We start from the raw sequence: 26,736 nt of genomic DNA on the forward strand, positions 1-26,736 counted from the left end.
GTTTTTTTTGTTTTTTTGTTTTTTCTTGTCCCTGCCCCCGGGGGGGGGTTGGGTGGGGTTCCTGCGTGTGTCGGGGGGGGGGGCCGGGGGGGGGGGGCCCGGCGGGGGCCACCGCTGTCCCCGCCCGCCGCCCCCTCCCCCTCCCCCTCCCGTGAGGCGGCATCGACCGCGCTTCCGGCGAGGCGGTTCAGTCCTCCGGCGCCCGGCGCTCGGCGATCAGCGTGCGCAGGGTGTCGTAGGCGTTCTGGACGAAGCCCCGACTGCGCAGCGGCAGCGTGCCGGCCATCACCGCCAGCCCCACCTGCGCGCGCGGGCTGAACCCGACGAAGGTGGTGAAGCCGCGGGTGGATCCGGCGTGGTAGACGACCTCGAACTCCCGGCCCGCTCCACCACCTGTGCCGCCACCACCTGAGCCACCATCCGCGCCGTCACCATTCCTGCCGCCACCATTCCTGCCGTCAGCCGTGCCACCACGCACGGCGGCGCCTAGCGGGCCGGTCGCCGGGTGGTCCGCCGATTCGCCGGCCGGTTCGACAGCCGGCCGGTTCTCCTCCGCAACCGCCGGGACCGAGCGGTGGTTCCACCCCAGGCAGATCCGTGTTCCGCCACGCCGTCGGCCGGCCCGCGGTCGCCGGACCTCGCCCAACGCCGTCCGCAACGCCGCCGCGTCGGCCCGTTCGGGCAACGGGACGGCGTCCAGCGCCAGATGCGCCTGCAGGTAGCGGAGCATGTCATCGGCCGTGGAGCGCAGCGCGGCGGCGCCGGGCAGCGCGGGCAGGCGGAAGGACGGGACGCGCCGGCCGCGCCGGTAACCGGCGGCGTCCTCGCGGCCGGGGCCGCAGGAGGTGTCCACCAGGCCGAGCGGCCCGCAGACCCTGGCCTCCAGCAGGTCGTCGTAGCGCTGCCCGGCCGCATTGGCCAGCAGCAGGCCGAGCAGCCCGCAGCCGAGGTTCGAGTAGCGCACCTGCGCGCCCGGGGTCCCGCGGACCGGGGTGCGGGGCAGTGCCCTGAGCAGGTGGGCCGGGCCGAACGTGGCGTACGGACTGGTGAACCACCTGGGGGCCATCGCCGGTAGCAGTCCGACCGGCAGCCTGGGCAGACCCGAGGTGTGGGTGGCCAGGTGGAGCAACGTGATCGGCCGCTCGTGCGGGTAGCCGGGGGCCGCGTCGGCGGGCAGGTAGCGGTCGATCGGATCGTCGTAGCCGACCTCGCCGCGGGCGGCCATCTCGGCGAGCAGCAGCCCGGTGAAGGTCTTGGTGACGGAGCCGAGCTCGAACCTGGTGTCGGCGCGGACGGGACGCTCGCTGGAGCGATCGGAGTGCCCACGGCAGGCCACGGTCCGTTCGTCACCGCGGATCACCACGACGGCGACGCCACCGCCCGGGGCGGCGGCACGGAACAGCGGGCGGAGCAGGCGGTCGAGTTCGGGCCCGGGCTCGGTGGCCGGATCAGCGGCGACGGCGGCGGCGACGGGGGCGTGCGTCGAGCCGTTCACCGGTCCGCGCTCCACCGGAGCGGCCGGCCGAACGACAGGGGCGATAAAAGGTGCCCCTATGGTTTTCGTCAAGCCGCGGTAGCGATCGGGGGTTCGTAGAAGGTGCCGTCTCGGAGCATTGCGAAGAGCACGTCAATGCGTCGGCGGGCGAGGCAGACGAGGGCGGCGACGTGGTGCTTTCCCTGTCGTCGCTCCTTGTCGTAGTAGGCGCGTGACTCGGGTTGGGACAGTGACGCGAACGCGGCGAGGTAGAAGGCTCGCTTGAGCTGCTTGTTACCTCGGCGGGAGGGGTGCTCGCCGTGTATGGAGGAGCCTGAGCTCCTGGTCACCGGTGCTAGTCCGGCGTAGGCGGCCAGGTGGCCGGCGGTGGGGAAGCTGCTGGCGTCGCCGACGTCGATGAGGATGCGGGCTCCGGTCCTGACCCCGATGCCGGGCATGGAGGTCAGGACCTGGGAAAGAGGGTGGGCCTCCAGCAGTTCCTCGATGCGGGCGGCGAGGAGCTTGCGCTGGTCGAGGACGGAGCTGAGTGAGCCGGCGAGGCTGGGGACGATCAGCGAGGCGGCCTCGGTGCCGGGCACGACGACGCTCTGCTCGTCGAGGGCGTCGAAGATGTCCTCGACCAGGCGCCCGGCCAGCCGCGGGGCCTTGGGCCGCAGGAGGGTGACCATGCGGCGTCGGCCCGCCTTCCTCAATTGGGCGGGTGAGCCGTGCCGTTCGAGCAGCGTCAGGACGGCTGGATGGTCAAGTCTCGGACCGATGACCCGCTCCAGCGAGGGGTGGATCTGGGTGAGCAGACCACGCAGCCGGTTCTTGATCCGTGTGGACTCGGCGGCGAGGTCGTCGTCGAACCCGACGATCATCTCCAGCTCGGCGACCGTCTCGTCGCAGGGCGCCAGGTCGCGCAGGGTGTGCGGCATGGTCCGGGCGGCGTCCGCGATGATCGCCGCATCCCGTGCGTCGGTCTTGGCCTCGCCCGGGTAGAGGTCGGCGATCCGTCGCATCGTCAGGCCGGGCAGGTAGGCGACGCGGCAGCCCGTGTCGCGGGCCACGGCCAGCGGCAGGGCTCCGATCGAGGCCGGCTGGTCGACCACGACCAGCACGGTGCCGTGCTTGGCCGTCAGCTTGCTGAACACCTCGCGCAGCTTCGGCTCGGTGTTGGGCAGCCGCTTGTCGAAGACCCGCTTGCCGGCCGGGGTCAGGGCGGTGGCATGGTGCTCGCCCTTGCCCACGTCCAGGCCCAGGTAGACGTCGATGTCACCCGTGTCGATCACGCGCACTCTCCATCGTGGTCGTGCTCTTCCCGGCCTTGCCTGCGGCATCAGCGTGCCGGCATCCACGTTACGAAGAGCCTGCCTCACCCCAGGAACGGGATCGGCGCTCGTGCCCCTAATCAGCGGTCTGCCAATGCCTCCGGTACCCGGTGACAGCACCTTTTCGATCATGGTCGACTAGGGCGAAGAGTCATGCCGGGCCCGGAGGCCGGGAGCCCCATTGCGGGGCCGCGAGAAAGGTAACGGGCGGTCTGGGCATCGTCGTGTCTCCACAGCGGAAGCGGGAACAAGGGAATCGCGCCACTCGAACGGGTGGCACTGCGATCGACGATAAGGAGGCGTTCACCCGTCTGCATGCGGCCGACTCCATTCGAGTGCCACGCACGCGGGCAGAACGGGACATCGAGGCCTAGGTCCTGAAGTATGACAATGCGGATATCGCATTCCCGTTCCGGCTAGACTGTCAAAGACGCGACAAGATCTCCCCCGGGAGTTCGTCGCGTCACAGGGCGCGCCGGGAAGTCTGGTCGGCACTGCACCACAGGTGCATCCATACACCGTTCCCCCGCCCAAGGAGGTCCCGCGTGGCCGACCAGCAGCCCGTCAACGAGCCGACCCGACGCCGCCAGTTCCTCGGCAGACTGCCCCTCCCCGAGCGGGCCTACATCGCCGACGCCCTGCGCACCGAGACGGTCGGTGGCGTCCTGCTGCTGATCGCCGCCGTGGTCGCCCTGATCTGGGCCAACGTCTGGCCGGACGCGTACGAGAGCGTCCTCGACTACACGATCGGGCCGTCCGGCCCGCTCCACCTGGACCTCACCCTGGACGCCTGGGCCAAGGACGGCCTGCTGACGATCTTCTTCTTCGTGGCCGGCATCGAGCTGAAGCGCGAGTTCGTGGCGGGTGAGCTGCGCAGTCCCAGCGCCGCGCTGCTACCGGTCATAGCCGCGATCTGCGGTGTCGCCCTGCCCGCGATCGTCTTCGCGATCGCCAACTCCGGCAGCGGCGGTCACCCGGGCGGCTGGGCGATCCCGACCGCGACCGACATCGCCTTCGCACTCGGCGTGCTGGCCGTGGTCGGCAGCCACCTGCCGTCCGCGCTGCGCGCCTTCCTGCTCACCCTCGCCGTGGTGGACGACCTGATCGCGATCCTGATCATCGCGGTCTTCTACAGCTCGGGCATCAAGTTCTGGGCGCTCGGGCTGGCCTTCGCCGGCCTGGTGCTGTTCTGGTTCCTGCACCGGCGCGGGGTGCACGGCTGGTACCTGTTCGTACCGCTCGCCTTCGTGATCTGGGCGCTGATGCACGAGAGCGGCGTGCACGCCACGGTGGCGGGCGTCGCGATGGGCCTGATCCTGCGCTGCCACCGGGTGGGCGACGAGAAGTACTCCCCCGGCGAGCACATCGAACACCTCGTCCGACCGCTCTCGGCCGGGCTGGCCGTCCCCGTCTTCGCACTGTTCGCGGCCGGAGTGACGATCTCCGGGCCCGCACTCGCCGACGTGTTCACCCAGGCCACCCCGCTCGGGATCGTCCTCGGCCTGCTGGTCGGCAAGACCGTCGGCATCTTCGGCGGCACCTGGCTGGCCGCCCGCTTCACCCGCGCCGAGCTGAATCCGCAGCTCAAATGGGCCGACATGTTCGCGGTCTCGGTCCTCGCCGGCATCGGCTTCACCGTCTCCCTGCTGATCAGCGAGCTGGCGTTCCCCGACGACGCGGACCTCGCCGACCTCTCCAAGGCGGCCGTCCTGGTGGGCTCGCTGCTCTGCGCGCTGGTCGCCACCGTGCTGCTGAAGCTGCGCAACCGGCACTACCGCGAGCTGTGCGAGGAGGAGGACCGCGACCTCGACGGCGACGGCATCCCCGACGTCTACCAGCAGGACGATCCGGCCTGGCAGGCCCGAGTGGCGGAGGCGGCGCGCCGCGCGGGCGAGAACGGCACCGACGGCGCCGGGTCCGACCCGGGCTCCGGCCCGACCCGCTGACGTCCCCCCGACCAAGGGGACACGGCCCGCTGATGACGCACCCTCCGAACGGGCACGCCCCGCTGACGACGCACCCCTGCGAACGGGACACGTCCCTCCGGCGGGGCCCCGGAGTGGTGTGCGACTGACCGGTAGGGGCATGATTCTGAGCTGTCGACAGTCCACAGACACCGCCGGCCGCTCCGATCCCCCGGAGCGGTCCCCGGACACGGCCCCCGGAACGACCCGGGAGCAGCACCGCCCGGCGGCGTCACGCCGCACAGCCGCAGAGGAGAACCGCTGATGCCCGCAGGAGCCGCAGACCCGTCCAGCAACGGCCGGGCGCCCTACGAGGGCGAGCGTTCGGTGGGGCAGCTGTTCGCGGCGGCCACCGCGGACCTGTCCGCCCTGGTCCACGACGAGATCGCGCTCGCGAAGGCGGAGATCCGCGCGGACGTCAAGCGCGGTGTCTCCGGCGGTGTGTCGCTGGCGGTCGCCGGCGTGGTGGCACTGGCCGCGGTGCCGATGCTGAGCGCCGCGGCGGCGTTCGGGATCCACGCGCTGGGCGTCTCGCTCGGCTGGTCGTTCCTGATCGTGGCCGGTGCGTACCTGCTGCTGGCGGTGCTCCTCGGACTACTGGCGCTGCGCTCGTTCAAGCGGATCGAGAAGCCCCACCGCACCATCGAGGGCGCCCAGAAGACCGCCGACGTGCTCAAGAACGCCCGCCCCCGCCCGGCCACCCAGGAAGAGATCGACCGGGCCCTCGGCCGCATTCCGTAGGCCCGCCGCCGGGACGCCCCAGCCCGGTCCTACGGACCCGCCGGACGCCCCGGTCGCGTCCGGCCGGGCCGGTGGATCGGCCGGCCCGGCGACAGCCAGCGCGGCCGCACCGCCACGTCGGTGATCCGGCGCTCCCGCCCCGGGCACCCGCGCCCCGGCGGCCCCGCCCCGGTGGCCGGGGCGCCCGGTCCGGTCCGGACGCCCCGAGAGCGAGTGCCGAGCGCGTACCCGGCGCGCCGATGTGACACGCTCTCGGTATGCCGCTCGACCAGAAGCCCGTGCCCGCGCAGCCGTCCGCCAGCTCCGGCCCCGACCGCACGGTCGGTCAGGACGCCGTCGACCACGGTCGGGACGCCGCCGGGGAGACCGCCGCCGGGCCGGCGGACGGCGGGGGCGGCTCCGCCGCGGAGGCCGCGCCCGCGGCGCCCTGGGACATCCGGCAGGCCGGCCCCTGGCGACACCGGGACCTCGCGGCCAACGGCGCCCGGTTCCACATCGCCGAGCTGGGCGAGGGCCCGCTGGTCCTCCTGGTGCACGGCTGGCCCGAGTACTGGTGGGCCTGGCGTCATCAGCTGACCGCGCTCGCCGAGGCCGGCTACCGGGCCGTCGCGCTCGACCTGCGGGGCATCGGCGGCAGCGACCGCACCCCGCGCGGATACGATCCGGGCAACCTCGCACTGGACATCACCGGGGTGATCCGTTCGCTCGGCGAGCGCCGGGCGCACCTGGTGGGCCACGCCTCGGGCGGCACGCTGTCCTGGGTGGCGGCGGTGATGCGGCCGTCGGTGATCCAGAGCCTCACCGTGGTCTCCGCGGCGCACCCCCGGGACCTCCGCCGGGCACTGCTGACGGACCGCCGCCAGATGGCCGCCTTCGAGCACGTGCTGGGCTTCCAGCGGCCGTGGATACCGGAACGCCGCCTGGTGGCCGACGACGCCGCGCTGATCGGCCGCTACCTGGACGCCTGGACCGGCCCCGCGCAGCTGGACCGGACGGCGGTGGCCGCGTACCGGCAGGCGATCCAGATCCCCAGCACCGCGCACTGCTCGATCGAGCCGTACCGCTGGCTGCTGCGCTCGATGGCCCGCCCGGACGGCATCCAGTTCGCCCGCCGGATGAAGAAGCCGATCACCGCGCCCACCCTGCACGTCCAGGGCGCCGCCGACCCGGTCCTGCTGTCGCACACCGCGCTGGGTGGCGGCGAGTACGTGGCCGCGCCGTACCGCTGGCGGCTGCTGCCCGGGGTCGGGCACTTCCCGCACGAGGAGGCGCCGGAGCAGTTCACCGCCGAGCTGCTGGACTGGATCGGCCGCCACAAGGACTGAGCGCCTCCACATTCCGGGAACGGAAGCGGAACTCAACTCCCTTTATATTGCGCTCATATGACAAACGCATAGGCCAAGATGACGACCCCCTGGGCGGTTACTCCGGCCGGCCCAGGGGCATCCATTGCGGTATGACCTGGATGCCCGATCACGGCAGCGCCCCGCGCGGCCGACGCCACAACAGCTCGCAGAGGTCCGGCCACCGCCCCGACTGGGCGGACGACCTGGGTCACGACGGCACGGACCACCGCCGGAGCACGGCACAGCGGCAGCTCGGCATCCCGCGCATTCTCGGCCGCCGCGCCCGCTGGGTGGGCGCGCGCCTGCGGCGCGAGACCTGAGGGCGCACGCCGGGGCAGCACGGCGCTCAGCACGGCACGGCCCCGGCGCTCAGTCCGGACCGGCGATCAGCCCGACCCAGTGCTCAGCGCACCCGGATCAGATCAGTTCACCACCGTGGGTGACAGCGCGGTGAACCAGAGCAGCACGAAGGTCGCCACCGACATGATCGGCACCAGCACCTTGGTCTCGACGCTGTTGCCACTGCGCTTGATCAGGACGACCTCGTAGCGCTCCTTGTGCGGCCAGAGCAGCGGCGCGCCCTTCTTGGTCAGACAGTCGCCCAGCAGGTGCGCCAGCGTGCCCAGCGCCACCGCGTACGGCAGCCAGCCGGGAGCGTTCGGCATCCAGGTGTTCATCCCGGCGGTGCCCAGCGCGGCGAGTCCGATGATGGTGATCCACATCGTGGGGCCGTCGCCCGGCGGGTGCAGCCGCAGGGCGCGGATCGCGAGCGCCAGGAGGAAGAACGTCATCGCGAGGGTGAAGTTCCGGCCCAGGAAGGTGACGCCGGCCCAGGTGCCGCCACCCATCAGCGCGACGAACAGCAGCGAGTGGGTGGCGTGCCGGTGTCCCCCGGAGATCCAGGCCACGAGGCGGCAGAGCACCTTGGAGATCGGGCCGAGGAAGTTGGCGATCGTCCCGTCGTGGTGGTCGAGGTCCGGCAGCAGGGCGGCGCCGGCGCACAGCACCGTGCCCATCAGGATGTCCGCCGGCTGCAGGGTGGTGTCGAGCAGCAACGGCGGCAGGAACGGCGCCGAGGCCGCGTACAGCATGGCCCCGCTGACCGCGTGCGAGTGACCCATCATCGGACGCCGCCGACCTCCGCTCGGCCCACGCCCGGACGGCGCCCGATTGAGCCGAACGGGTGAGCGCGGCCGACGCTACCAGCCGGGGCCGCCGGTGCGGCGGACATCGGCCGCACCGCCGGTGGCCGGCCGCGTCAGAGCGCGCAGCCCTGGGTGTCCACCCGGGTCGTCGCGGTGCTGCCCTTCTCGGCGTCCTCGCGCACCTCGGCGGCGGTCAGCACGTACCCGGTGTCCGCGCTGTCCAGCGACTTGGCGAAGACCACCCCGTAGACCTGGCCGTCCGGGGTGAGCAGCGGGCCACCGCTGTTGCCCTGGCGGACCAGCGAGCGCACCGAGTAGACGTCGCGGACGACCTGGCCGCGGTGGTAGATGTCCGGGCCGTTGGCCTGGATCCGGCCGCGGATACGGGCCGGTTGGACGTTGAAGGCGCCGTTCTCCGGGAAGCCGGCCACGATCGCGTTGTCGTTGGTCTTCGCCTCGCCCGCGAAGGAGAGCGCGGGGGCGTTCAGCTTGGGCACGTCCAGGACCGCGATGTCCCGCTGCCAGTCGTAGCTGACCACGGTCGCGTCGTAGAGCTGACCGACGCCGCCGATCTGCACGGTGGGCTCGTCGACGCCGCCGACCACGTGGGCGTTGGTCATCACCCGGTGCGGGGCGAAGACGAAGCCGCTGCCCTCCAGGGTCTTGCTGCAGGAGGTGGCGGTGCCGACCACCTTGACCAGGCTCTGCTTCGCCTTGGCCACGGCCGGGCTGGCGGCCAGCGCCGGATCGGGGGTGTCGACCTGGGTGATCGGCTCGTGCTCGAAGGGGTTGAACACCTGCGGGAAGCCGTTGCGGGCGAGCACCTTGGAGAAGTCGGAGAACCAGTTCGGCGCGTCGGAGGGGAGCGTGTCCTGGACGCCGCCAAGGATCGCCGAGGTGCGGACCTGCTTGGAGACGGTGGGCAGGGACGTTCCGGCGAGCGCCGAGCCGATCAGCCAGGCCACCAGCAGCATCGAGATCACGTTGACGACAGCGCCGCCGGCGGCGTCCAGCGCCTTCGCCGGGCGGCGGTCGATGTGGCCGCGCAGCTTCCAGCCGAAGTGGGTGGTGACCGCCTGGCCGATCGCCGCCAGCACGATGACCACCACGACGGCCACCACCGAGGCGGTGGTACCGGGGCTGAGGTGGTCGAGCAGCAGCGGCAGCAGCTGGACGGCGAGCAGGCCCCCGCCGAGGAAGCCGAGGACCGACAGCACGCCGACCACGAAGCCCTGCCGGTAGCCCGACACGGCGAATCCCACGGCGGCGGCGATCAGCAGCAGATCCAGGACGTTCACCCCGACACCCTCCCACGGCGGGCGCCGGGGCCACACAGGCGGGCGTTCACGTGGTCCTGGCGTCGCCGCCCAGCAGCGCACGGGAGCGGTCGCGGTCGCCCTGGACCAGCGCCAGCGCCTCGTCCGAGAGGTCGACGATCCGGGCCGGGTCCCAGGGCAGCTCCAGGCCGCTGTGGTGCAGCACCCGGTCGATCACCCCGGCGGTGAAGCCCCAGACCAGCCGGCCGCCGACCGCGAAGGCCGGTCCGAGATGGCCGGACGGGTGGCGCAGCCGGGCCCGGTTGGCCGGGTCGGTCAGTTCGGCGATCGGCACCCGGAACACCGCGCCGGTCTCGCCCGCGTCCACCGGGCGGACCGGTGACTCCTCGCGCCACCAGCCGAGCACCGGGGTCACCACGAAGCGGCTGACCGGGATGTAGAGGGCGGGCAGGGCGGCGAAGACCTGCACCCCGGACGGGTCCAGGCCGGTCTCCTCCCAGGCCTCGCGCAGCGCCGCCGCGATCGGACCCGGTCCGTCGGGGTCGCCGTCCTCCGGGTCCAGCGCGCCCCCGGGGAAGGACGGCTGGCCGGCGTGCGAGCGCAGGGAGCGGGCCCGTTCGATCAGCAGCAGGTCCGGGCCGGTCCCGCCCTCGCCGAAGAGCATCAGGACGGCCGCGGCGCGTCCGCCCTCGGCCGGTGGCAGGAAGCGGCTCAGCTGTTCGGGCAGCACGCGCTCGGCGGCGTCCCGGACCGGCTCCAGCCACGGCGGCAGGCCGTCCCGCTCGATCCGCCCGCCCGGCCCCGGTCGCTGCTCGTGTCCCCGCTCGGGACGGTGCGCCGTCACTCGGCCACCGCCAGGTCCGCGACCTCGCCCCGGTGGGCGGCGGCGTCGGCCCGTGCCGCCGCCTCGCCCGGGAAGTCGGCGGGCGGGCGCAGCCGCTGGCCGGGGTGCCCGCCCATCTCGTACTTGAGCAGCTTCTTCGCCTTCTCCGGGTCCGTCTCGCCCTCCCCGTAGGAGGGGCAGAGCGGCGCGATCGGGCAGGCCCCGCAGGCCGGCTTCTGCGAGTGGCAGATCCGGCGGCCGTGGAAGACCACCCGGTGCGAGAGCATCGTCCACTCCGACTTGGGGAAGATCTCCGCGACGGCCGCCTCGACCTTGACCGGGTCCTCCTCGGCCGTCCACCCGAAGCGCCGGGCCAGCCGGCCGAAGTGGGTGTCCACGGTGATCCCGGGCACCCCGAACGCGTTGCCGAGGACCACGTTCGCGGTCTTGCGCCCGACGCCGGGGAGGGTGACCAGGTCGGCCAGCCGTCCCGGGACCTCGCCGCCGAACTCGTCCCGCAGCGCGATCGAGAGCCCGATCAGCGACTTCGCCTTGTTCCGGAAGAACCCGGTCGGCCGGATGATCTCCTCCAGCTCCTCCGGCACCGCCGCCGCCATGTCCTCCGGCGTCGGGTACTTCGCGAACAGCGCCGGCGTCGTCTGGTTCACCCGCAGGTCCGTCGTCTGCGCCGACAGCACGGTGGCCACCAGCAGCTCGAACGGATTGTCGAAGTCCAGCTCGGGATGCGCGTACGGGTACAACTCCGCCAGCTCCCGGTTGATCCTCCGGGCCCGCCGCACCATCGCCAGGTGCGACTCCGGCTTCCTCGGCTTCGCAGCCACCTTCACCGCCGGCTTGGCTGCGGCCTTCCGGACCTTGCTCTCTGCCATGCACGAAGGCTACGCCGAACAGCCCTGGCCTCGTGGGCGATCAGCCATCGGCGCAGGGCGGCAGGTGGTTCGGGGGGCACGCGCCGGACGGCTCGGGCCGGGCGGCCGGTCCGGCCCGGTCCGCCGCCGCCGCCGCCGCCGCCGCGGAGGCTACGGGCGGTGCGGACGTCTCGGGCAGTACGGGCGACACGGATGACACGGGTGATGCAGATGATGCGGACGACCCGGGCAGTACGGACGCCGCGGCCCGGCGGTCGCGGCGGGCGGGGGCGAGGGCGCCGAGCATCACCACGGCCGTGAGGGCGAAGGCCTGCGGGTAGCCCAACGGGCCGGCCAGCACGCCGAAGGCCACTGCGCCGACGCCCATGCCCGCGTCGTAGGCGACGTTCCACAACGCGGTGACGGCTCCGTAGCCGGCCCCGGAGACCCTCGCGTACATCATGGTCAGGGTGGCGTTCTGGGCGATGCCGAAGCCGAGGCCGAACACCGCCGCACCGGCGACCACGGCGGCCGGGCTGCCGGTCAGCGCGATCAGCAGCGTGCCCGCGGCGCTGAGCAGCAGTCCGGGGAGGACGAGCCGGTCCGAGCCGTGCCGGTCGCCGTACCGGCCCGCCGCCCAGCGGGCCGCCGTGGACGCGGCCGGCTGGACGAACAGGGCCACCGCGGCGAGGCCCGCGGACCCGGCCGGGAGGGCCAGCGGCAGGAAGGTCACGATGATTCCGGCCGCCAGCGCGGTGGCCGCGAAGACCACCGTGGGACGCCGGAGCCCGGCCGAGCGGAAGCCCTCCACCACGCCCACCGACGGCTCGGTGGACGCCTCGCGATCGGGCAGGCCCGGTACGGCGGCGATCGCGGCCAGCGCCACCACCCCGGCGGTCACGGCCACCGTCGTGTAGCCCAGGTGGGCCGCCAACCACACGCCCAGCGGCAGGCCCAGCAGCGAGGGCGCGCCCGAGACCACTCCGACCAGCGCCAGCCCTTCGCCGCGCCGCTCGGCCGGGATCAGCGCCGCGGTCAGCGCACCGCCCGCGACGATGGTGAAGGCGAAGCCCAGTCCGCGCACCAGGCAGACCGTCGTGATCCAGACGGCGCTGCCGTCGAAGGCGGTCAGCACCAACGCGGGCGCGCCGAGCAGGAACAGTCCCACCGCCAGTAGCGCCCGGTAGCCGAAGCGGACCACCAACCGGGGTGTGGCCAGTTCGCCCAGCACGGTCGTCAGCATCAGCGCACCGGTGGCGAGCCCGGCCGCGTTGCCGCCGCCGGTGGACTCCTCGGCGTAGAGCGGGACGACCGCGAGCAGCAGGTTGAAGCCGGTCGAGGCGCCGAGGATCGACACGAAGCGCAGCAGCAGCGGCCGGGTGACCAGCCTGGGGCGGGTGCCGGCCGAAGTCCGGGAGGTTGCCGTCGAGGTCATATGACGGACCGTAGGGGGGAATCGGCCCGCCGGTAAGATCCAATATCGGCCTGCTCCGCTCCGCCCGGTGGCCGGGCCCGCCGAGCTGCGGCAACACCGGTGCCCACGACCGGGCCGCACCGCCCCCGCGACGGCGGGTCAGGGGCAGATGACGACCTGGCCGGCCCACGAGAGGCCGCCGCCGAAGCCGAGCAGCAGCGTGGGGGCGCCGCCGGGCACCTCGCCGCGCTCCACCAGCTTGGCCAGCGCGAGCGGGACGGAGGCGGCCGAGGTGTTGCCGGACTCGACGACGTCGCGGGCGACCACCGCGCCGGTCGCGCCGAGCCGGTCCACCACCGCCTCGATGATCCGCAGGTTGGCCTGGTGGGTGACCACCGCACCGAGGTCCGCGGGGGTGATCCCGGCCCGCCGGCAGGCCTCCTCGGCGATCGGGGCCAGCGCGGTGGTGGCCCAGCGGTAGACGGTCTGGCCCTCCTGACGGAACTTCGGCTGCCAGCCGTCGTCGAGCCGGACGGCGTGGCCCCGGGTCGGGTCGGAACCCCAGACGACCGGTCCGACACCCCGGCCGGTCGGGTCGTGGCTGAGGACGGCCGCGCCCGCGCCGTCGCCGAGCAGGACGCAGCTGGACCGGTCGGTCCAGTCGGTGACGTCGCTCATCCGTTCGGCGCCGATCACCAGTGCGTGCCGGGCGGCCCCGGCCCGGACGGCGTGGTCGGCGGTGGCCAGCGCCGTGCAGAAGCCCGCGCAGCCGTTGTTGACGTCGAAGCCGACGGCCGAGGGGATGCCCAGTCGGCCGGCGACCTGGGTGGCGATGCTCGGGCAGCGGTCCATCGCCGAGCAGGTGGCGACCACCACCATGTCGATCTCCTCCGGGGCCAGGCCGGCCGAGGCGAGCGCCTTGCCGGCGGCAGCGGCGGCGAGGTCGGTCACGGACTCCGTGTCGGCGATGCGCCGGGTGACGATGCCGGTGCGCTGCCGGATCCAGTCGTCGCTGGTGTCGACCAGCCGGGCGAGGTCGTCGTTGGTGAGGACCCTGGCGGGCTGGTGGTGGCCCAGGGCCGCGATCCGGGATCCCGACATGTCTGCTCCTCCGTACGGGGATGTCACGCCGGGACTATAGCGTCCGAACGGTCGGACGCTAAAGGGTCCACGCTGGCTACACTGGCGTGGTGAGCCCGAGAAGATCCGTCGCCGACGCCCGCCGGACCCGCACCGCGATCCTGCGCCGGGGCCTGGACCTCTCCTCGGTCGAAGGCCTGGAGGGGCTGACCATCGGCCGGCTCGCCACCGACCTGTCGATGAGCAAGTCCGGCGTCCTCGGTCACTTCGGCACCAAGGAGACCCTGCAACTCGCCGTGGTCGACGAGGCGGTCGCCCTGTTCGTCCGCGAGGTGGTGCGGCGCGCGACGGCCGCCGGCGCGGAGCCCGGGCTGCCCCGGCTGCTCGCGCAGTGCGAGGCCTGGGTCTCCTACCTGGAGCGCGACCTGCTGCCCGGCGGGTGCTTCTTCACCGCCGTGACCTCCGAGTTCGACGACCGGGAGAGCGGGCCGGTCCGGTCGGCGGTGGCCGCCAAGAACGCCGTCTGGCAGCGCGAGCTGCGGCAGCAGGCGGAGCTGGCGATCGCCGCCGGACAGATGCCGGACGACCCGGACGCCGAGCAGGTGGTCTTCGAACTGACCGGTCAGGTACTGGCGCTCAACCACGCCCGGCGGCTCTACCGCGACGCGGCCGCGCCCGCCCGCACCCGGCGGGCGATGCGACGCCTGCTCGGGCTGCCCGCCGCACTCGACGGGCGGCCCGAGCTGGCCCCGCTACCGGAGCCGGACGACCACTGACGTCGACCGGTCCCGGCCACCGGCACCTCCCCTGTGCGTGCCGGTGGGCTCTCTCCCCGGTCAGCGCCGGTACAGCGCGTCCAGGTCGCCGTAACCCAGCGCGCCGTCCAGCTCCGCCAGGGTGCCCGCGCCGAGCAGTTCGGCGGCGGCCCGGTGGGCGGCGGTGTACGCGGCCTGGGCCAGCCCGGTGCCGACGCTGATCCGCCGCACCCCGACGGCGGCGAGTTCGGCGACCGTCGGCCCGCCCGGCCCCGCCATCGCGTTCACCGGCAGCGGGGACGCGGCACAGAGCCGGGCCAGTACGTCGAGGTCCAGCAGGCCGGGGACGAAGAGGCCGTCCGCACCGGCCTGCGCGTACGCCTCCGCGCGGGCCAGCACGTCGTCGAGCCGGCCTTCGCTCGGCCCGATCCCGAACAGGAAGACGTCCGTCCGCGCGTTGACCACCAGCTCCGGCAGGCCCGCCCCGGCGGCCGCCTCCCGGGCGGCGCGCAGCCGCGCGGCCTGCTCGGCCACCGGGAGGAGCGGGCCGCCGGCCGCCGTCGAGTCCTCCAGGTTGACTCCGGCCGCGCCGGCACCGACCAGCGCCCGGACGGTGTCGGCGACATCGGCGGGCGCCGGCCCGTAACCGCCCTCGGCGTCCACGGTGACCGGCAGCTCGACCGCGGCGGTGATCCGGCGGGCGGCCTCGACCATGTCCGCCCGGCCGAGCCGCTGGCCGTCGCCGTGACCGAGCGACCAGGAGACGCCGCCGCTGGTGGTGGCGATCGCCGTGGCTCCGGCGGAGGCGATCACGGCGGCGCTGCCGGCGTCCCAGGCGTTCGGCAGGACGAGCACCCCGTCGGCCACGAGCGCCCGCAGCCGCAGGGCCCGCTCGCGGAGTTCGGGGGTGGTGGTGCCGGTGGGCAGGGAGGCGGACATACGGGGTCACCGCTTTCGGGCCGTCGGATCGTCAGGACTGCATCCTGTGGTCCCGGTCCCCGCCGCTCCACTGATTAAGCTGCAGCCGAATCCTGGCGGGCGACCGCACCGTGGACGGCGCCGGCCCGCACCGGGCTCCGCCACCGGGGCCGCCCCGAGGGCCCCGGCACCGCGCGCACGCGGCCGGCCGTCAGACCCCGCACCGCGGACAACCGGGCTGACCTGCGAACACCGCGCCGGTCCCGCGACACCGGCCGCGCACGCCGCCGCCACCGCTCCCCACGCCGCCCCGCACGCCCGCACGCGCGCTCCGCCGACCGATCCGGCGGTACGAATGGCCCCGCGCAGCACACCTCGGCGCACCCCCTCCTCATATGATCGGAGCGACATGCGCCATGCTTGGTGATGCAGAGCACTGTACGGAACTTGCGCCGACCGGCTTGATCGCCGGACGGCCGAGAAGGAGGAAGCACGTGGACGACGTTCTGCGGCGCGCCGCACTCTTCGCGGCACTCGACGACGAACAGGCCGGCGAGCTGCGCGCTTCCATGACCGAGGTCACCCTCGCCCGCGGTGAGTCGCTGTTCCACGAGGGCGACCCGGGCGACCGGCTGTACGTCGTCGCCGAGGGCAAGGTCAAGCTGCACCGCGCCTCGCCGGACGGCCGCGAGAACATGCTCGCCGTCCTCGGCCCCAGCGAGATGATCGGCGAGCTGTCGCTGTTCGACCCGGGCCCGCGCACCGCCACCGCGAGCGCGCTGACCGAGGTCAAGCTGCTGGGCCTCGGCCACGGTGACCTCCAGCCCTGGCTGCACGCCCGCCCCGAGGTCTCGATCGCGCTGCTGCGCGCCATCGCCCGCCGGCTGCGCCGGACCAACGACGTGATGTCCGACCTGGTCTTCTCCGACGTGCCCGGGCGCGTCGCCAAGGCCCTGCTGGACCTCTCGCGCCGCTTCGGCGTGCAGTCCGAGGAGGGCATCCACGTCGCCCACGACCTCACCCAGGAGGAGCTGGCCCAGTTGGTCGGCGCCTCCCGCGAGACGGTCAACAAGGCGCTCGCCGACTTCGCCGGCCGCGGCTGGCTGAAGCTGGAGGCCCGCGCCGTGGTCCTGATGGACGTCGAGCGGCTCTCCCGCCGCTCGCGCTGACCCGGCCGGCCGGAGCACTCGCGCCGACCGCGCCGATCCGACGACGAGGGCCCGTACACCGCTTGGTGTACGGGCCCTCGCGCCGTTCCGGGGCGGGCACCGCCCGCTCAGATCAGTCCGTGCTCCTCCAGGTACTGGAGCTGGGCCCGGACCGACAGCTCGGCCGCCGGCCAGAGCGCGCGGTCCACGTCCGCGTAGACCCGGGCCACCACCTCGGGTGCCGTCCGGCAGCCCGCCTCGACCGCCGTCTCCACCTGGGCGAGCCGGCCGGCCCGGTGCGCGAGGTAGTAGTCGACGGCGCCGAGCGCGTCCGCGAGCACCGGCCCGTGGCCGGGCAGCACCGTGCGCACGCCGTGCGCGGACGCCATCGTGTGCAGGTGGCGCAGCGAGTCCAGGTAGTCGCCGAGCCTGCCGTCGGGGTGCGCCACCATCGTGGTGCCGCGGCCGAGCACGGTGTCACCGGTGAGGACCGCACCGTCGGCCGGCAGGTGGAAGGTCAGCGAGTCCGAGGTGTGCCCCGGAGTGGCGATCACCCGCAGGTCGAGGCCGCCGACCTCCAGCCGCTGCCCGTGCGTCAGGCCCTCGGAGCCGAGCCGGTACGCCGGATCCAGGGCGCGGACCTCGGTACGGGTCAGCTCGGCGAACCGCGCGGCGCCCTCGGAGTGGTCGGCGTGGCCGTGGGTGAGCAGGGTGAGCGCGACGCGCTTGCCCTGCTGCTCGACGGTGTCGATCACCCGGCGCAGGTGCCCCTCGTGCAGCGGGCCCGGGTCGACGACCACCGCGAGGTCCGAGCCGGGCTCGGAGAGCAGCCAGGTGTTGGTGCCGTCCAGCGTCATCGGCGACGGGTTCGGCGCCAGCACGCACAGTGCCCTGGGGGTGGCCTCGCCGCCGATGCCGGCGGCGGGGTCACCCGGGAGGATTCCGCTCACCGGCCGCCCCCACCGAGTCGGCCGCCCTCGCAGGCGCGGTCGAGCACGCGCGAGGGCAGCGTCCGGACGAGGGCGCGCAGCCCCGGTATGGCGTCGTCGACGGCTGCGGCCTCGCAGGCGAGGGTGCGGGGGGTCAGGCTGCGGGCGGGCATCTCGCGCGCCGTCCGGCGAGCCACGTCGTTGTGGGTCATCGGGCGTCGATCCTTCCTCGGGGTCGGTGCTTCGGGTCATCGGTCGGCTCGGCTGTCCGGTGAGCCCGGCCCTCGGACGGCCTCGGGCTTCAGCGGGGGTTCAGGGGGCTTCAGCGCGGGTTCAGCGGAGTTCAGCGGGCTTCGGGAAACCGTCCATCGATGGTCAGCTCTTCATACCCCGACCATCGAACCGTCATTCGATCGCCCCGGACCTCGGCCGTCCCGAGGATCGGGGCCAGCGAACGACCCGCCGCGGCGTCCAGTGCCCCGGCCGCACTGCGCACCGGCAGCAGCTCCCGCAGCACGGTCACGGTGGGCGGCAGCATCCCGAACCGGCCCTCCTCCTGCCCCCGGACGGCCTCGGCCGGGGAGAGCCAGGCGACCCGGTCGGCCTCGCCGACCTCCAGCGCGGCGCGCTGACCCGGCGGCAGGGCCGCGACGAAGAACCAGGTGTCGTACCGGCGCTCCTCGAACGCCGGGGTGACCCAGCGGGCCCAGCCGGCCAGCAGGTCGCTGCGGAGCAGCAGGCCGTAGTCGCGGAGGAAGTCGGCGAAGGAGAGTTCGTGGGCCTCCAGGGCGGCGCGCTCGGCGCTCCAGTCCCGGGGCTCGGCGGTGCTCGCGGCGTCCGGGCCGGCCAGCAGGACGCCGGCCTCCTCGAAGGTCTCGCGGACGGCGGCGCAGACCACCGCCTGCGCGGTCCGGGCGTCCACACCGAGCCGCTCGGCCCACTCCTGCGGGCCGGGACCGGCCCAGCCGAGTTCGGCCTCGGCGTCGCGCGGGTCCACCCCGCCACCCGGATAGGCGTACATGCCGGCAGCGAATGCCATCGAGCTGCGTCGGCGCAGCAGATAGGCCTCCGGCCCGGTCGCCGTGTCCCTCAGCAACACCACGGTGGCGGAGGGCCGGGGCACCGGCGGGGTCACCTCGCCGGACTCGACCGCCCGGATCCGGGCAGGCCAGCCGGGCGGCATCGGGAGCGTCGTTGCTCGCTGGTCCATGCCCGGATGCTAAGCGCACGAGGGCGGGGTTGGACAGGGCCAACCCCGCCTCATGATCGGACTCAGGCCTTGACCCGGACCTGCAGCTCCACCTCGACCGGGGCGTCCAGCGGCAGAACGGTGACGCCGACCGCGCTGCGGGCGTGCACGCCCGCCTCGCCCAGCACCTGGCCGAGCAGCTCGCTGGTGCCGTTGATGACGCCGGGCTGGCCGGTGAAGTCGGGGGCGGAGGCGACGAAGCCGACCACCTTCACGACCCGCTCGATCAGGTCCAGGTCGCCGATCACCGACTTCACGGCGGCCAGCGCGTTGAGCGCGCAGATCTGCGCGAGCTCCTTCGCCTCCTCCGGGGTGACCTCGGCACCGACCTTGCCGGTGGTCGGCAGCTTGCCGCCCACCATCGGCAGCTGGCCGGAGGTGAAGACGAACTCGCCCGAGCGCAGCGCCGGCACGTAGGCGGCGACCGGTGCGGCCACCGGCGGCAGGGTCAGACCGAGTTCGGCAAGCTTGTCCTCGACCTTGCTCATGCGTTCTTCTCCCGCTTGAAGTAGGCCACCAGCTGCTCCGGGTTCGGGCCGGGCACGACCTGGACGAGCTCCCAGCCGTCCTCGCCGAAGTTGTCCAGGATCTGCTTGGTGGCGTGCACGAGCAGGGGCGCCGTCATGTATTCCCACTTGGTCATGGCCAGACTCTAGACGAGCGGCAACGGCGAGCGGTGCGGCCCGCTGGCGGGCGTGTGAGGTGGCCCACAATCCGGGCATGATTCAGGCCTGGCCTCCCTGATGCTCCCGGCATCCGGCGCGGTCCCTGGTTACCCTCGCGGGAGGGCACCTGCGCGGTGGCGGCCCTCGGAACGGCCCTCGGCCCTCGGAGACGGACGGAGACGGAGCGTGGCACGCACCCCCGGCCAGGCGGCCCGGCGTGATCCCGACTGGGAGGGCGTCCGGCTGCACGTGGTCAGTGGCAAGGGCGGAACCGGGAAGACCACCCTGGCCGCGGCGCTGGCGCTGGCCCTCGCGGCCGAGGGCCGGCGGACGCTGCTGATCGAGGTGGAGGGCCGCCAGGGCATCGCCGAACTGTTCGGGATCGCCGCACTGCCGTACGAGGAACGCAGGATCGCGTCCGTCACGCGCGCCCAGCTGGGGCTGCCGGGCAAGGGCGGCGACGGGGCCGGCAGCGGCGAGGTCTACGCGCTGGCCATCGACACCGAGCAGGCGCTGCTGGAGTACCTCGACATGTTCTACAAGCTCGGACGGGCCGGGAAGGCGCTCCAGAAGGTCGGCTTCGTCGACTTCGCCACCACCGTCGCCCCCGGCGTCCGGGACGTGCTGCTCACCGGGAAGGCCTGCGAGGCGGCCCGGCGCAAGGGCCCGGACGGGCGGCGCAAGTACGACGCGGTGGTGATGGACGCGCCGCCGACCGGCCGGCTCACCCGCTTCCTGAACGTGAACTCCGAGGTGGCCGGGCTGGCCCGGTTCGGGCCGATTCATACGCAGGCGCAGGCCGTGATGCGGGTGCTGAAGTCGCCGGAGACCGCGGTGCACCTGGTCACCCTGCTGGAGGAGATGCCGGTGCAGGAGACGGTCGACGGCTTCACCGAGCTGCGCGAGGCCGCCCTCCCGGTGGGCGGGGTGATGGTGAACATGGTCCGGCCGCCGGTGCTGGACGCGGCGGCGGTGGCCGCGGTGCACGGGGACCACCGCGAGGAGGTCGCGCTGGCCCTCGGCGAGGCGGGCCTCGGCGGGCGCTCCCGCAAGGCGGACACCGTCCGGGCGGCGGTGGACCCGCTGCTGGACCCGCTGCTGGACCAGGCCCGGGAGCACGCCGAGCGGGTGGAGCTGGAGCGCGAGCAGCGCGCCGACCTGCAACAGCTGAAGCTCCCCACCTACGAACTTCCGCTGCTGGGCGAGGGTGTGGACCTCGGCGGGCTGTACCGGCTGGCGGGCGAGCTGAAGCGTCAGGGGGCGGCGTGAGCGGGAACGGCAAGCAGGGCACGGAGCAGGGCACCGGCGGCAAGCAGGGCGCGGGCCGTGAACAGGGCAGCCACCTCGACATGGACGGGCTGATCGACGACCCGAAGACCAGGATCATCGTCTGCTGCGGCTCGGGTGGCGTCGGCAAGACCACCACCGCCGCGGCGCTCGGGCTGCGGGCGGCCGAGCGCGGCCGCAAGGTGGTCGTGCTGACCATCGACCCGGCCCGCCGGCTGGCCCAGTCGATGGGCCTGACCGAGCTGGACAACACCCCCCGCATCGTCAAGGGCGTGACGGGCGAGGGCGAGCTCCAGGCCATGATGCTCGACATGAAGCGGACCTTCGACGAGGTCGTGCTGGCCCACGCCGAGCCCGAGCGGGCCCGCGCGATCATGGAGAATCCGTTCTACCAGTCCCTGTCGGCCGGCTTCGCGGGCACCCAGGAGTACATGGCGATGGAGAAGCTCGGCCAGCTCAGGGCAGCCGAGGAGTGGGACCTCATCGTCGTCGACACCCCGCCGTCCCGCTCCGCGCTCGACTTCCTGGACGCGCCGAACCGGCTCGGGTCGTTCCTCGACGGCAAGGTGATCCGGATCCTGACCGCGCCGGCCAAGGTCGGCGGGCGCAGCGCGATGAAGTTCCTCAACGTCGGGATGGGCCTGCTCACCGGCACCCTGGGCAAGATCTTCGGCGCCCAGCTGCTGACCGACGTGCAGACCTTCGTCAGCGCGATGGACTCGATGTTCGGCGGCTTCCGCGAGCGCGCCGACCGGACGTACCAGCTGCTCAAGGCACCGGGGACGGCGTTCCTGGTGGTGGCCGCGCCGGAACGGGACGCGCTGCGCGAGGCGGCCTACTTCGTCGACCGGCTCGCCGCCGACCGGATGCCGCTGGCCGGCCTGGTCCTCAACCGGGTGCACCGGTCGGGCGCCCCGCAGCTCACCGCGGAACGCGCGCTGGCGGCGGCGGAGGCCCTGGAGGAGAACGGCTCGGAGCACACCTCGCCCGAGGCGGAGCTGCTCGCGGCCGGGCTGCTGCGGCTGCACGCCGAGCGGATGCAGATCATGTCGCGCGAGCGCCGTACCCGCGACCGCTTCGTCTCGGTCTACCCGGACGTGCCGATCGTCGAGGTCGCCGCGCTGCCCGGGGACGTGCACGATCTGGACGGGCTGCGCGCGATCGGCGAACGCCTCAGCGGCACCGTGTAGCACTCCCGTACCCGGCGGTGCCCCCGCACCGGCCCCCCACAGCGCTGCTCCCCCGTAGCGCTGCTCCCGGACCGTTGCCGTACGGCTCGTGACCCACCGTCGCGCGGCTCTCGTACCCTGCCGCGCGGCTCCCGCGCCCCGCCGTGCGGGCCGCTCAGCCCGCCTGGGCGTAGTCCGTCAGTATCACACCGGTGGCGAGGGACTCCTCGTACTCGGTGCGGGCCGTCTCCAGCAGCCGCCGCCAGGACATCACCGTCGGCCGCCGGCGCAGCAGCGCACGGCGCTCGCGCTCCGTCATCCCGCCCCAGACCCCGAACTCCACCCGGTTGTCCAGTGCGTCCGCCAGACACTCCGTACGAACGGGGCACCCGCTGCACACCGCCTTGGCGCGGTTCTGCGCCGCCCCCTGGACGAACAGTTCGTCCGGATCACTAGTGCGGCAGGCGGCCTGCGCACTCCAGTCGTCTACCCAGCCCATGCCGGCGCCGTCCTCTCCCGAATCGAGGCTCCCCCACGGCGGCAACGGCATATTCACCGTTGCCAGTTGAGGACGTTACGGAAGAACGACAGCTTGCAACAGCCCCTTCGGGCTCAATCTCGAATGACCCGATTGGACTATGGGTATCGGTCAGCTCACTCGTTGGAGTGACCGCAGGTCGCAAGCCTTGCCAAGAACCCCGGGGAAACTCTCGCCACGCGCGCCGTCACGGAGAGCCACCAAATGCAGGGGTACAGCCGCCGACAGCTGCCTCAAAAACACTCCATAGAGGGGCAATTCGGGCAAACCTCATCACTCACAAGAGTGAGTGATGTTGACGCACCGAAGCTGTCGCAAGCTTGTGACAAGCCTAGGCGAACACCTGCCCCTATGGAGGGGAATCGGCGACGTAGGGTTCTCCCCATGGCACCGAAGCGCCCCCAGGCACCCCAGCCCCCAGGCAACACCGGAGCTCCGAGCGGCCGACGCCGCGGGTCACCGCTCGACTTCGCGGGACACGGAGTGAAGTTCCTGGGTGTCAGCGTGCTCTCCGGAGTCCTGCTGGCCGGCATGGCCCTGCCCGCCGTCGGCGCGCTCGGACTGACCGCCAAGAACACGGCGGAGAGCTTCGACAACATCCCCGACGACTTCAAGACCCCGCCGCTCACCCAGGCCACGCAGATCTTCGACGCCAAGGGCGGGCTGATCGCCAAGGTCTACGAGCGCGACCGCACGGTGCTCGCGGCCGACCAGATGTCCCCCTACATGCGCCAGGCGCAGGTGGACATCGAGGACGCGCGCTTCTACGAGCACGGCGCCGTCGACCTCAAGGGCGTGCTCCGCGCGGCCAGCAAGAACGCCGAGAGCGGCACTGCCTCGCAGGGCGCCTCGACGCTGACCCAGCAGTACGTGAAGAACGTCAACGTCGAGAAGGCCGGTGACGACCAGGCCGCCGTCCTGGAGGCGCAGCGCAAGACCCTGGGTCGCAAGATCCAGGAGCTGAAGGTCGCGATCAAGTTGGAGGAGGACCTGACCAAGGACCAGATCCTCACCAACTACCTCAACATCACCTTCTACGGCCACCAGGCCTACGGGGTCGAGGCCGCCGCCCAGCGCTACTTCAGCAAGAGCAACAAGGACCTCACCATCGCCGAGGCCGCCACCCTGGCCGGCATGGTGCAGAACCCCTCGTCGTTCGACCCGGTGCGCTACCCGGAGAACACGGTCAAGCGCCGCAACGTCGTGCTCGACAAGATGGTCGAGAACAAGCACATCACCCCGGACCAGGCCAAGGAGGCCAAGGCCGCCCCGCTGGGCCTGAAGTACAAGGACCCGCAGAACGGCTGCATCACCGCCCAGGCGGGCATGGGCTTCTTCTGCGACTACGTCCGCCACGTGGTCAAGCAGGACCCGGCGTTCGGCAAGAGCGCCGCCGAGCGGAAGAAGTTCTGGGACCAGGGCGGCCTGAACATCTACACCACCCTCGACCCGGACAAGCAGGCCGCCGCGCAGAACGCGGTGACCTCCAAGGTGAAGGTCACCGACTCGGTGTCGGCCGCCGCGACCATGATGGAGCCGGGCAGCGGCAAGATCCTGGCGATGGCCCAGACCCGCCCGTACGGCCTGGACCCGAACAAGAACCAGACCGTCGTCAACCTCAACGTCGACGCGGCGATGGGCGGCGGCAACGGCTTCCAGACCGGTTCGACGTTCAAGCCGGTCCTGGCCGCGGCCGCGCTGGAGTCGGGCATGTCGCCCACCCAGCCGTTCCCGTCCGAGAACCGGATCGACTACCCCACGATGTCCACCTGCTCGGGCACCTGGAAGAACACCGCCAAGGGCAAGGACCGCAGCGTCGGCAACGAGTCGCCCAGCGAGGTCGGCCCGTACGAGCTGAAGCAGGCGATGGCGCTCTCGGTCAACACCTACTTCGTGCAGATGGAGCAGCAGGTCGGCCTCTGCGCGATGAAGCAGATGGCCAACAAGCTCGGCATCAGCCAGACGGCCAAGGGCGACCCGTTCGTCGAGGTGCCCTCGATGGTCCTCGGCACCCTGGAGCTGTCCCCGCTGACCATGGCGAACGTGTACGCGACCTTCGCCGCCCGCGGCAAGTACTGCACCCCGATCGCCATCAACAAGATCACCACGGTGGACGGCAAGGACGTCCCGGTCCCGCAGTCGACCTGCAGCCAGGCCTACTCCGAGACCACCGCGGACAACCTCAACACCGTCCTGCTCAACGTGACCGAGAAGGGCACCGGTGCCTCCCTCGGCCTGGAGGGCGGCCGGCAGATCGCCGGCAAGACCGGTACCACCGACGAGAAGAAGGCCGCCTGGTTCAGCGGCTACACCCCGCAGGTCGCCACCTCCGTCTGGCTCGGCGGCCCGGCCGGCGGCGTGAAGATGAAGAACATCAAGATCGGTGACACCTACTACGGCAGCGACGGCGTCTTCGGCGCCACCGGCCCGGGCCCGATCTGGCAGCTGGCGATGAACCAGGCCCTGCGCGGCGCTCCGATGGAGAAGCTGCCCACCCTCGACATCCCGGACCCGGCGCCCAAGCCCGACCCGAACGCCACCCCGTCCGGCGCCCCCACGCCGCCGAGCGGCGACGCGGCCGCGGCGGGCGGGAACCCGGGCGGGAACCCCGGTGGCGCCAACAACGCCGGCGGGATGATCGGCGGCGGCTTCACCCTGCCGCCGGGGATCATCGGCGGCGGGAACGGCAATGGCAACGGCGGGAACGGCGGCAACGGCGGCCGGCACTGACCGACCCGCACCTCGCATACGCGGGAGGGGCGCCCACCGAGCGATCTGCTCGGTGGGCGCCCCTCCCGCGTATGCGCTGTCGGTGGGCCGTGGGCCGTGGGCCGGCGTCAGCCGGTGAGCGCGGCCTTGACCGCAGCGGCCACCCGGCCGCCCTCGGCCAGGCCGTCCACCTTCGGCTTCACCAGCTTCATCACGGCGCCCATGCCCTGCGGGCCGGTCGCACCGCTCTCGGCGACGGCGGCGGCCACGATCGCCGCCAGCTCCTCGTCGGAGAGCTGCTTGGGCAGGTAGCCCGCCAGCAGCTCGCCCTCCGCACGCTCCCGGGCAGCCTGCTCCGTCCGGCCGGCGGCGTCGAACGCCTCGGCCGCCTCCCGGCGCTTCTTCGCCTCGCGAGCCAGCACCTTCAGCACCTCGGCGTCCGAAAGCTCCCGCTTCGCCTTGCCGGCGACCTCCTCGCTGGTGATGGCGGAGAGCGTCAGCCGGATCGTGGCCGAGCGCAGCTCGTCCCGCTCCCTGATGGCGGCCGTGAGGTCCTCGTGCAACTGCTCCTTGAGCGTGGTCATGGCCCAGAGTCTCCCACCTGCGGAGTTCGACTGCCCGGCATTAACGGAGCCCGCGCACGCGGCGGCCACCCACGGGCTTTCGCGGAGCCCTCGTAACTCCTTATAGTGGTTACATGACTGACGAGCGGACGACCGGACTGGTACTGCACTCCCCCGGGGGTGCGCGCTACCTCTTCGACCCCGGCGCGCTCTGCCTGGAACTGCTCACCACCGGCGGGCCCGGTCCCCACGCGCGGTACGAAGTGCTCCACGGCCCGGAGGACCTCACCCGGTGGCTGGGGCAGTCACGACTGGAGCTGCCCGCCGGGGGCGTCCGCGTCGACACGGAGCAGCTGGCCGCCGCACGGACCCTGCGCGATGCCCTCTGGCGCCTCGCGGTGGCCCGGGCGCACGGCGAAGCGGGGGCGGCGGCCGACTACGCCGTGCTCAACCACGCCGCCGCCCACCCGCCGCTGGTCCCGCAGGTCGGGCCGGACGGCACACCGGCCGCGCCGCTCCCGGCCGACGGCGACCAGCTCGTCTCGACCCTCGCCCGCGACGCCATCGCCCTGTTCACCGGCCCCTTCGCGGACCGGGTCCGGGAGTGCGGCGGGCACAACTGCCAGCTGATCTTCGTCGACACCTCGCGGCCCGGCCGGCGGCGCTGGTGCTCGATGGAGCGCTGCGGCAACCTGCACAAGGTCCGCGCCCTCCGGGCCCGACGCGACCGGTCCGCCGAGGAGGGCCCGGCCGGTCGGACCGACCGGCTCGGCCCCGCCGCCGGGCCCGCATGACATCGACCACCGGTGCGACACCGGAAGACGCCGAGAGAGGAATGATCCGAATGGCCGAGGAACACCCCGTCGGACTCACCCGGGACGCCGGCTTCCAGATCGGCGTCTCCCGGACCCTGCCCCACCCCCCGGAGGCCGTCTGGGACCTGCTGACCTCACCCGAGGGCGCCGCACTCTGGCTCGGCCCCGGCGCCGACCTCACCGGCCGGGTGGGCGGACCGGTCACCGCCGCCGACGGCTCCCGCGGCGAGCTGCGCAGCCGGCACCCCGGTACGCGGATCCGGCTCACCTGGCAGCCCGCGGGCCGGGCCGGCGCCACCACCGTGCAGGTGACGGTGACGCCCAGCGGCGGCGGCACGGTGCTCCGGTTCCACCAGGAGCGCCTCGACGACCCCGAGGAACGCGCCCGGCAGCGCGACCACTGGCGGGCGGCCATGGACGCCGTGGCCGCCGAGCTGGCCCCGCGCCGTGGGCAGATGGACCACAGCAGCGTGTCCCCGCGCACCCACCGGACGTTCACCGGCTGATCCACCGTCTGAGAGCATGGA

General features: G+C 73.1%; 27 protein-coding genes. 11 read left to right on the plus strand and 16 right to left on the minus strand.

All coding sequences use genetic code 11. The annotated features are described in order from the left end of the window. Positions 1-187 precede the first annotated feature (187 nt). Together ACFVYI_RS02500 and ACFVYI_RS02505 are read right to left on the minus strand one after the other, a co-directional pair. Positions 188-1,495, minus strand: coding sequence for a serine hydrolase domain-containing protein (locus ACFVYI_RS02500; protein WP_387880687.1), 1,308 nt, complete (start codon positions 1,493-1,495; stop codon positions 188-190). A gap of 68 nt (positions 1,496-1,563) precedes the next feature. Continuing rightward, complete coding sequence (locus ACFVYI_RS02505) at positions 1,564-2,814, minus strand: IS110 family transposase (protein ID WP_387881009.1); 1,251 nt, start codon at positions 2,812-2,814, stop codon at positions 1,564-1,566. Between the two features lie 536 nt (positions 2,815-3,350). Between ACFVYI_RS02505 and nhaA the strand changes: the two genes are divergently transcribed. The 4 genes from nhaA to ACFVYI_RS02525 all read left to right on the plus strand — a co-directional run bounded on the left by nhaA (position 3,351) and on the right by ACFVYI_RS02525 (position 7,176). Continuing rightward, entirely contained in the window at positions 3,351-4,751 is a 1,401-nt protein-coding gene (gene nhaA / locus ACFVYI_RS02510) for a Na+/H+ antiporter NhaA (RefSeq protein ID WP_387880689.1), read from the plus strand. A gap of 282 nt (positions 4,752-5,033) precedes the next feature. Then, a complete protein-coding gene (locus ACFVYI_RS02515; RefSeq protein ID WP_387880692.1) occupies positions 5,034-5,510 on the plus strand; it encodes a phage holin family protein in 477 nt (158 codons plus the stop codon). Between the two features lie 257 nt (positions 5,511-5,767). Continuing rightward, complete coding sequence (locus ACFVYI_RS02520; RefSeq protein ID WP_387880695.1) at positions 5,768-6,835, plus strand: alpha/beta fold hydrolase; 1,068 nt, start codon at positions 5,768-5,770, stop codon at positions 6,833-6,835. A 131-nt stretch (positions 6,836-6,966) separates the two neighbouring features. Next, on the plus strand, positions 6,967-7,176 hold the full coding sequence (locus ACFVYI_RS02525; protein ID WP_387880698.1) for a hypothetical protein: 210 nt from the start codon (positions 6,967-6,969) through the stop codon (positions 7,174-7,176). A gap of 102 nt (positions 7,177-7,278) precedes the next feature. Here ACFVYI_RS02525 and ACFVYI_RS02530 read toward each other — a convergent pair whose 3' ends face one another. The 6 genes from ACFVYI_RS02530 to ACFVYI_RS02555 all read right to left on the minus strand — a co-directional run bounded on the left by ACFVYI_RS02530 (position 7,279) and on the right by ACFVYI_RS02555 (position 13,485). After that, positions 7,279-7,980: a metal-dependent hydrolase gene (locus ACFVYI_RS02530; protein ID WP_387880700.1), complete on the minus strand. Its 702-nt coding sequence runs from the start codon at positions 7,978-7,980 to the stop codon at positions 7,279-7,281. Positions 7,981-8,114: 134 nt separating this feature from the next. Beyond that, on the minus strand, positions 8,115-9,299 hold the full coding sequence (locus ACFVYI_RS02535; RefSeq protein WP_387880702.1) for a MarP family serine protease: 1,185 nt from the start codon (positions 9,297-9,299) through the stop codon (positions 8,115-8,117). A 46-nt stretch (positions 9,300-9,345) separates the two neighbouring features. Further along, on the minus strand, positions 9,346-10,122 hold the full coding sequence (locus ACFVYI_RS02540) for an NUDIX hydrolase (RefSeq protein WP_387880704.1): 777 nt from the start codon (positions 10,120-10,122) through the stop codon (positions 9,346-9,348). Then, entirely contained in the window at positions 10,119-10,991 is an 873-nt protein-coding gene (gene nth / locus ACFVYI_RS02545) for an endonuclease III (RefSeq protein WP_387880707.1), read from the minus strand. The genes ACFVYI_RS02540 and nth overlap by 4 nt, the downstream gene beginning before the upstream one ends. A 40-nt stretch (positions 10,992-11,031) precedes the next feature. After that, positions 11,032-12,405: an MFS transporter gene (locus ACFVYI_RS02550; protein ID WP_387880710.1), complete on the minus strand. Its 1,374-nt coding sequence runs from the start codon at positions 12,403-12,405 to the stop codon at positions 11,032-11,034. Between the two features lie 138 nt (positions 12,406-12,543). Further along, positions 12,544-13,485 (minus strand): beta-ketoacyl-ACP synthase III, encoded by a 942-nt coding sequence (locus ACFVYI_RS02555; protein WP_387880713.1) that lies wholly within the window; start codon positions 13,483-13,485, stop codon positions 12,544-12,546. A gap of 89 nt (positions 13,486-13,574) precedes the next feature. Between ACFVYI_RS02555 and ACFVYI_RS02560 the strand changes: the two genes are divergently transcribed. After that, positions 13,575-14,240, plus strand: a complete 666-nt coding sequence (locus ACFVYI_RS02560) for a TetR/AcrR family transcriptional regulator (RefSeq protein WP_387880716.1) — start codon at positions 13,575-13,577, stop codon at positions 14,238-14,240. A gap of 60 nt (positions 14,241-14,300) precedes the next feature. Here ACFVYI_RS02560 and ACFVYI_RS02565 read toward each other — a convergent pair whose 3' ends face one another. After that, a complete protein-coding gene (locus tag ACFVYI_RS02565) occupies positions 14,301-15,158 on the minus strand; it encodes an isocitrate lyase/phosphoenolpyruvate mutase family protein (protein ID WP_387880719.1) in 858 nt (285 codons plus the stop codon). Between the two features lie 473 nt (positions 15,159-15,631). On the opposite strand from ACFVYI_RS02565, the gene ACFVYI_RS02570 reads away from it, so the two are divergent. After that, positions 15,632-16,306: a Crp/Fnr family transcriptional regulator gene (locus ACFVYI_RS02570; RefSeq protein ID WP_030240972.1), complete on the plus strand. Its 675-nt coding sequence runs from the start codon at positions 15,632-15,634 to the stop codon at positions 16,304-16,306. A 107-nt stretch (positions 16,307-16,413) separates the two neighbouring features. On the opposite strand, the gene ACFVYI_RS02575 is transcribed toward ACFVYI_RS02570, so the two are convergent. The 5 genes from ACFVYI_RS02575 to ACFVYI_RS02595 all read right to left on the minus strand — a co-directional run bounded on the left by ACFVYI_RS02575 (position 16,414) and on the right by ACFVYI_RS02595 (position 19,106). Next, positions 16,414-17,235, minus strand: a complete 822-nt coding sequence (locus tag ACFVYI_RS02575) for an MBL fold metallo-hydrolase (RefSeq protein WP_387880722.1) — start codon at positions 17,233-17,235, stop codon at positions 16,414-16,416. Continuing rightward, positions 17,232-17,426 (minus strand): hypothetical protein, encoded by a 195-nt coding sequence (locus tag ACFVYI_RS02580; RefSeq protein WP_387880725.1) that lies wholly within the window; start codon positions 17,424-17,426, stop codon positions 17,232-17,234. Before ACFVYI_RS02580 ends, ACFVYI_RS02575 begins: the two co-directional genes overlap by 4 nt. Positions 17,427-17,557: 131 nt before the next feature. Next, positions 17,558-18,424 carry an NUDIX hydrolase gene (locus tag ACFVYI_RS02585; protein ID WP_387880728.1) on the minus strand — a complete coding sequence of 289 codons (867 nt, stop codon included), beginning with the start codon at positions 18,422-18,424 and terminating at the stop codon, positions 17,558-17,560. A gap of 62 nt (positions 18,425-18,486) precedes the next feature. After that, positions 18,487-18,951 (minus strand): RidA family protein, encoded by a 465-nt coding sequence (locus tag ACFVYI_RS02590; RefSeq protein ID WP_387880730.1) that lies wholly within the window; start codon positions 18,949-18,951, stop codon positions 18,487-18,489. Beyond that, positions 18,948-19,106 carry a DUF4177 domain-containing protein gene (locus ACFVYI_RS02595; protein WP_094743074.1) on the minus strand — a complete coding sequence of 53 codons (159 nt, stop codon included), beginning with the start codon at positions 19,104-19,106 and terminating at the stop codon, positions 18,948-18,950. The genes ACFVYI_RS02590 and ACFVYI_RS02595 overlap by 4 nt, the downstream gene beginning before the upstream one ends. 208 nt (positions 19,107-19,314) lie before the next feature. Here ACFVYI_RS02595 and ACFVYI_RS02600 point away from each other — a divergent pair, with 208 nt between their 5' ends. Both ACFVYI_RS02600 and ACFVYI_RS02605 read left to right on the plus strand, forming a co-directional pair. Next, positions 19,315-20,397 carry an ArsA-related P-loop ATPase gene (locus tag ACFVYI_RS02600; RefSeq protein ID WP_387880733.1) on the plus strand — a complete coding sequence of 361 codons (1,083 nt, stop codon included), beginning with the start codon at positions 19,315-19,317 and terminating at the stop codon, positions 20,395-20,397. 80 nt (positions 20,398-20,477) lie between these two features. After that, a complete protein-coding gene (locus tag ACFVYI_RS02605) occupies positions 20,478-21,605 on the plus strand; it encodes an ArsA family ATPase (RefSeq protein WP_387881011.1) in 1,128 nt (375 codons plus the stop codon). Between the two features lie 154 nt (positions 21,606-21,759). On the opposite strand, the gene ACFVYI_RS02610 is transcribed toward ACFVYI_RS02605, so the two are convergent. Then, complete coding sequence (locus tag ACFVYI_RS02610) at positions 21,760-22,083, minus strand: WhiB family transcriptional regulator (RefSeq protein WP_033333275.1); 324 nt, start codon at positions 22,081-22,083, stop codon at positions 21,760-21,762. A 522-nt stretch (positions 22,084-22,605) separates the two neighbouring features. On the opposite strand from ACFVYI_RS02610, the gene ACFVYI_RS02615 reads away from it, so the two are divergent. Further along, the gene (locus ACFVYI_RS02615; protein WP_387880736.1) at positions 22,606-24,852 is read left to right on the plus strand and encodes a transglycosylase domain-containing protein; all 2,247 of its coding nucleotides are present in this window, start codon (positions 22,606-22,608) and stop codon (positions 24,850-24,852) included. 107 nt (positions 24,853-24,959) lie between these two features. Here the strand turns inward: ACFVYI_RS02615 and ACFVYI_RS02620 are convergent, their stop codons facing one another. Further along, positions 24,960-25,415, minus strand: coding sequence for a GatB/YqeY domain-containing protein (locus tag ACFVYI_RS02620; protein WP_387880739.1), 456 nt, complete (start codon positions 25,413-25,415; stop codon positions 24,960-24,962). A 113-nt stretch (positions 25,416-25,528) separates the two neighbouring features. Between ACFVYI_RS02620 and ACFVYI_RS02625 the strand changes: the two genes are divergently transcribed. Together ACFVYI_RS02625 and ACFVYI_RS02630 are read left to right on the plus strand one after the other, a co-directional pair. Next, entirely contained in the window at positions 25,529-26,188 is a 660-nt protein-coding gene (locus tag ACFVYI_RS02625) for a CGNR zinc finger domain-containing protein (RefSeq protein ID WP_387880741.1), read from the plus strand. Positions 26,189-26,238: 50 nt separating this feature from the next. Then, positions 26,239-26,715 (plus strand): SRPBCC domain-containing protein, encoded by a 477-nt coding sequence (locus ACFVYI_RS02630; RefSeq protein WP_387880744.1) that lies wholly within the window; start codon positions 26,239-26,241, stop codon positions 26,713-26,715. Positions 26,716-26,736 lie beyond the last annotated feature (21 nt).

The sequence above is a fragment of the Kitasatospora sp. NPDC058218 genome (assembly GCF_042882445.1).
In the GTDB taxonomy this organism is placed as follows: Bacteria; Actinomycetota; Actinomycetes; order Streptomycetales; family Streptomycetaceae; genus Kitasatospora.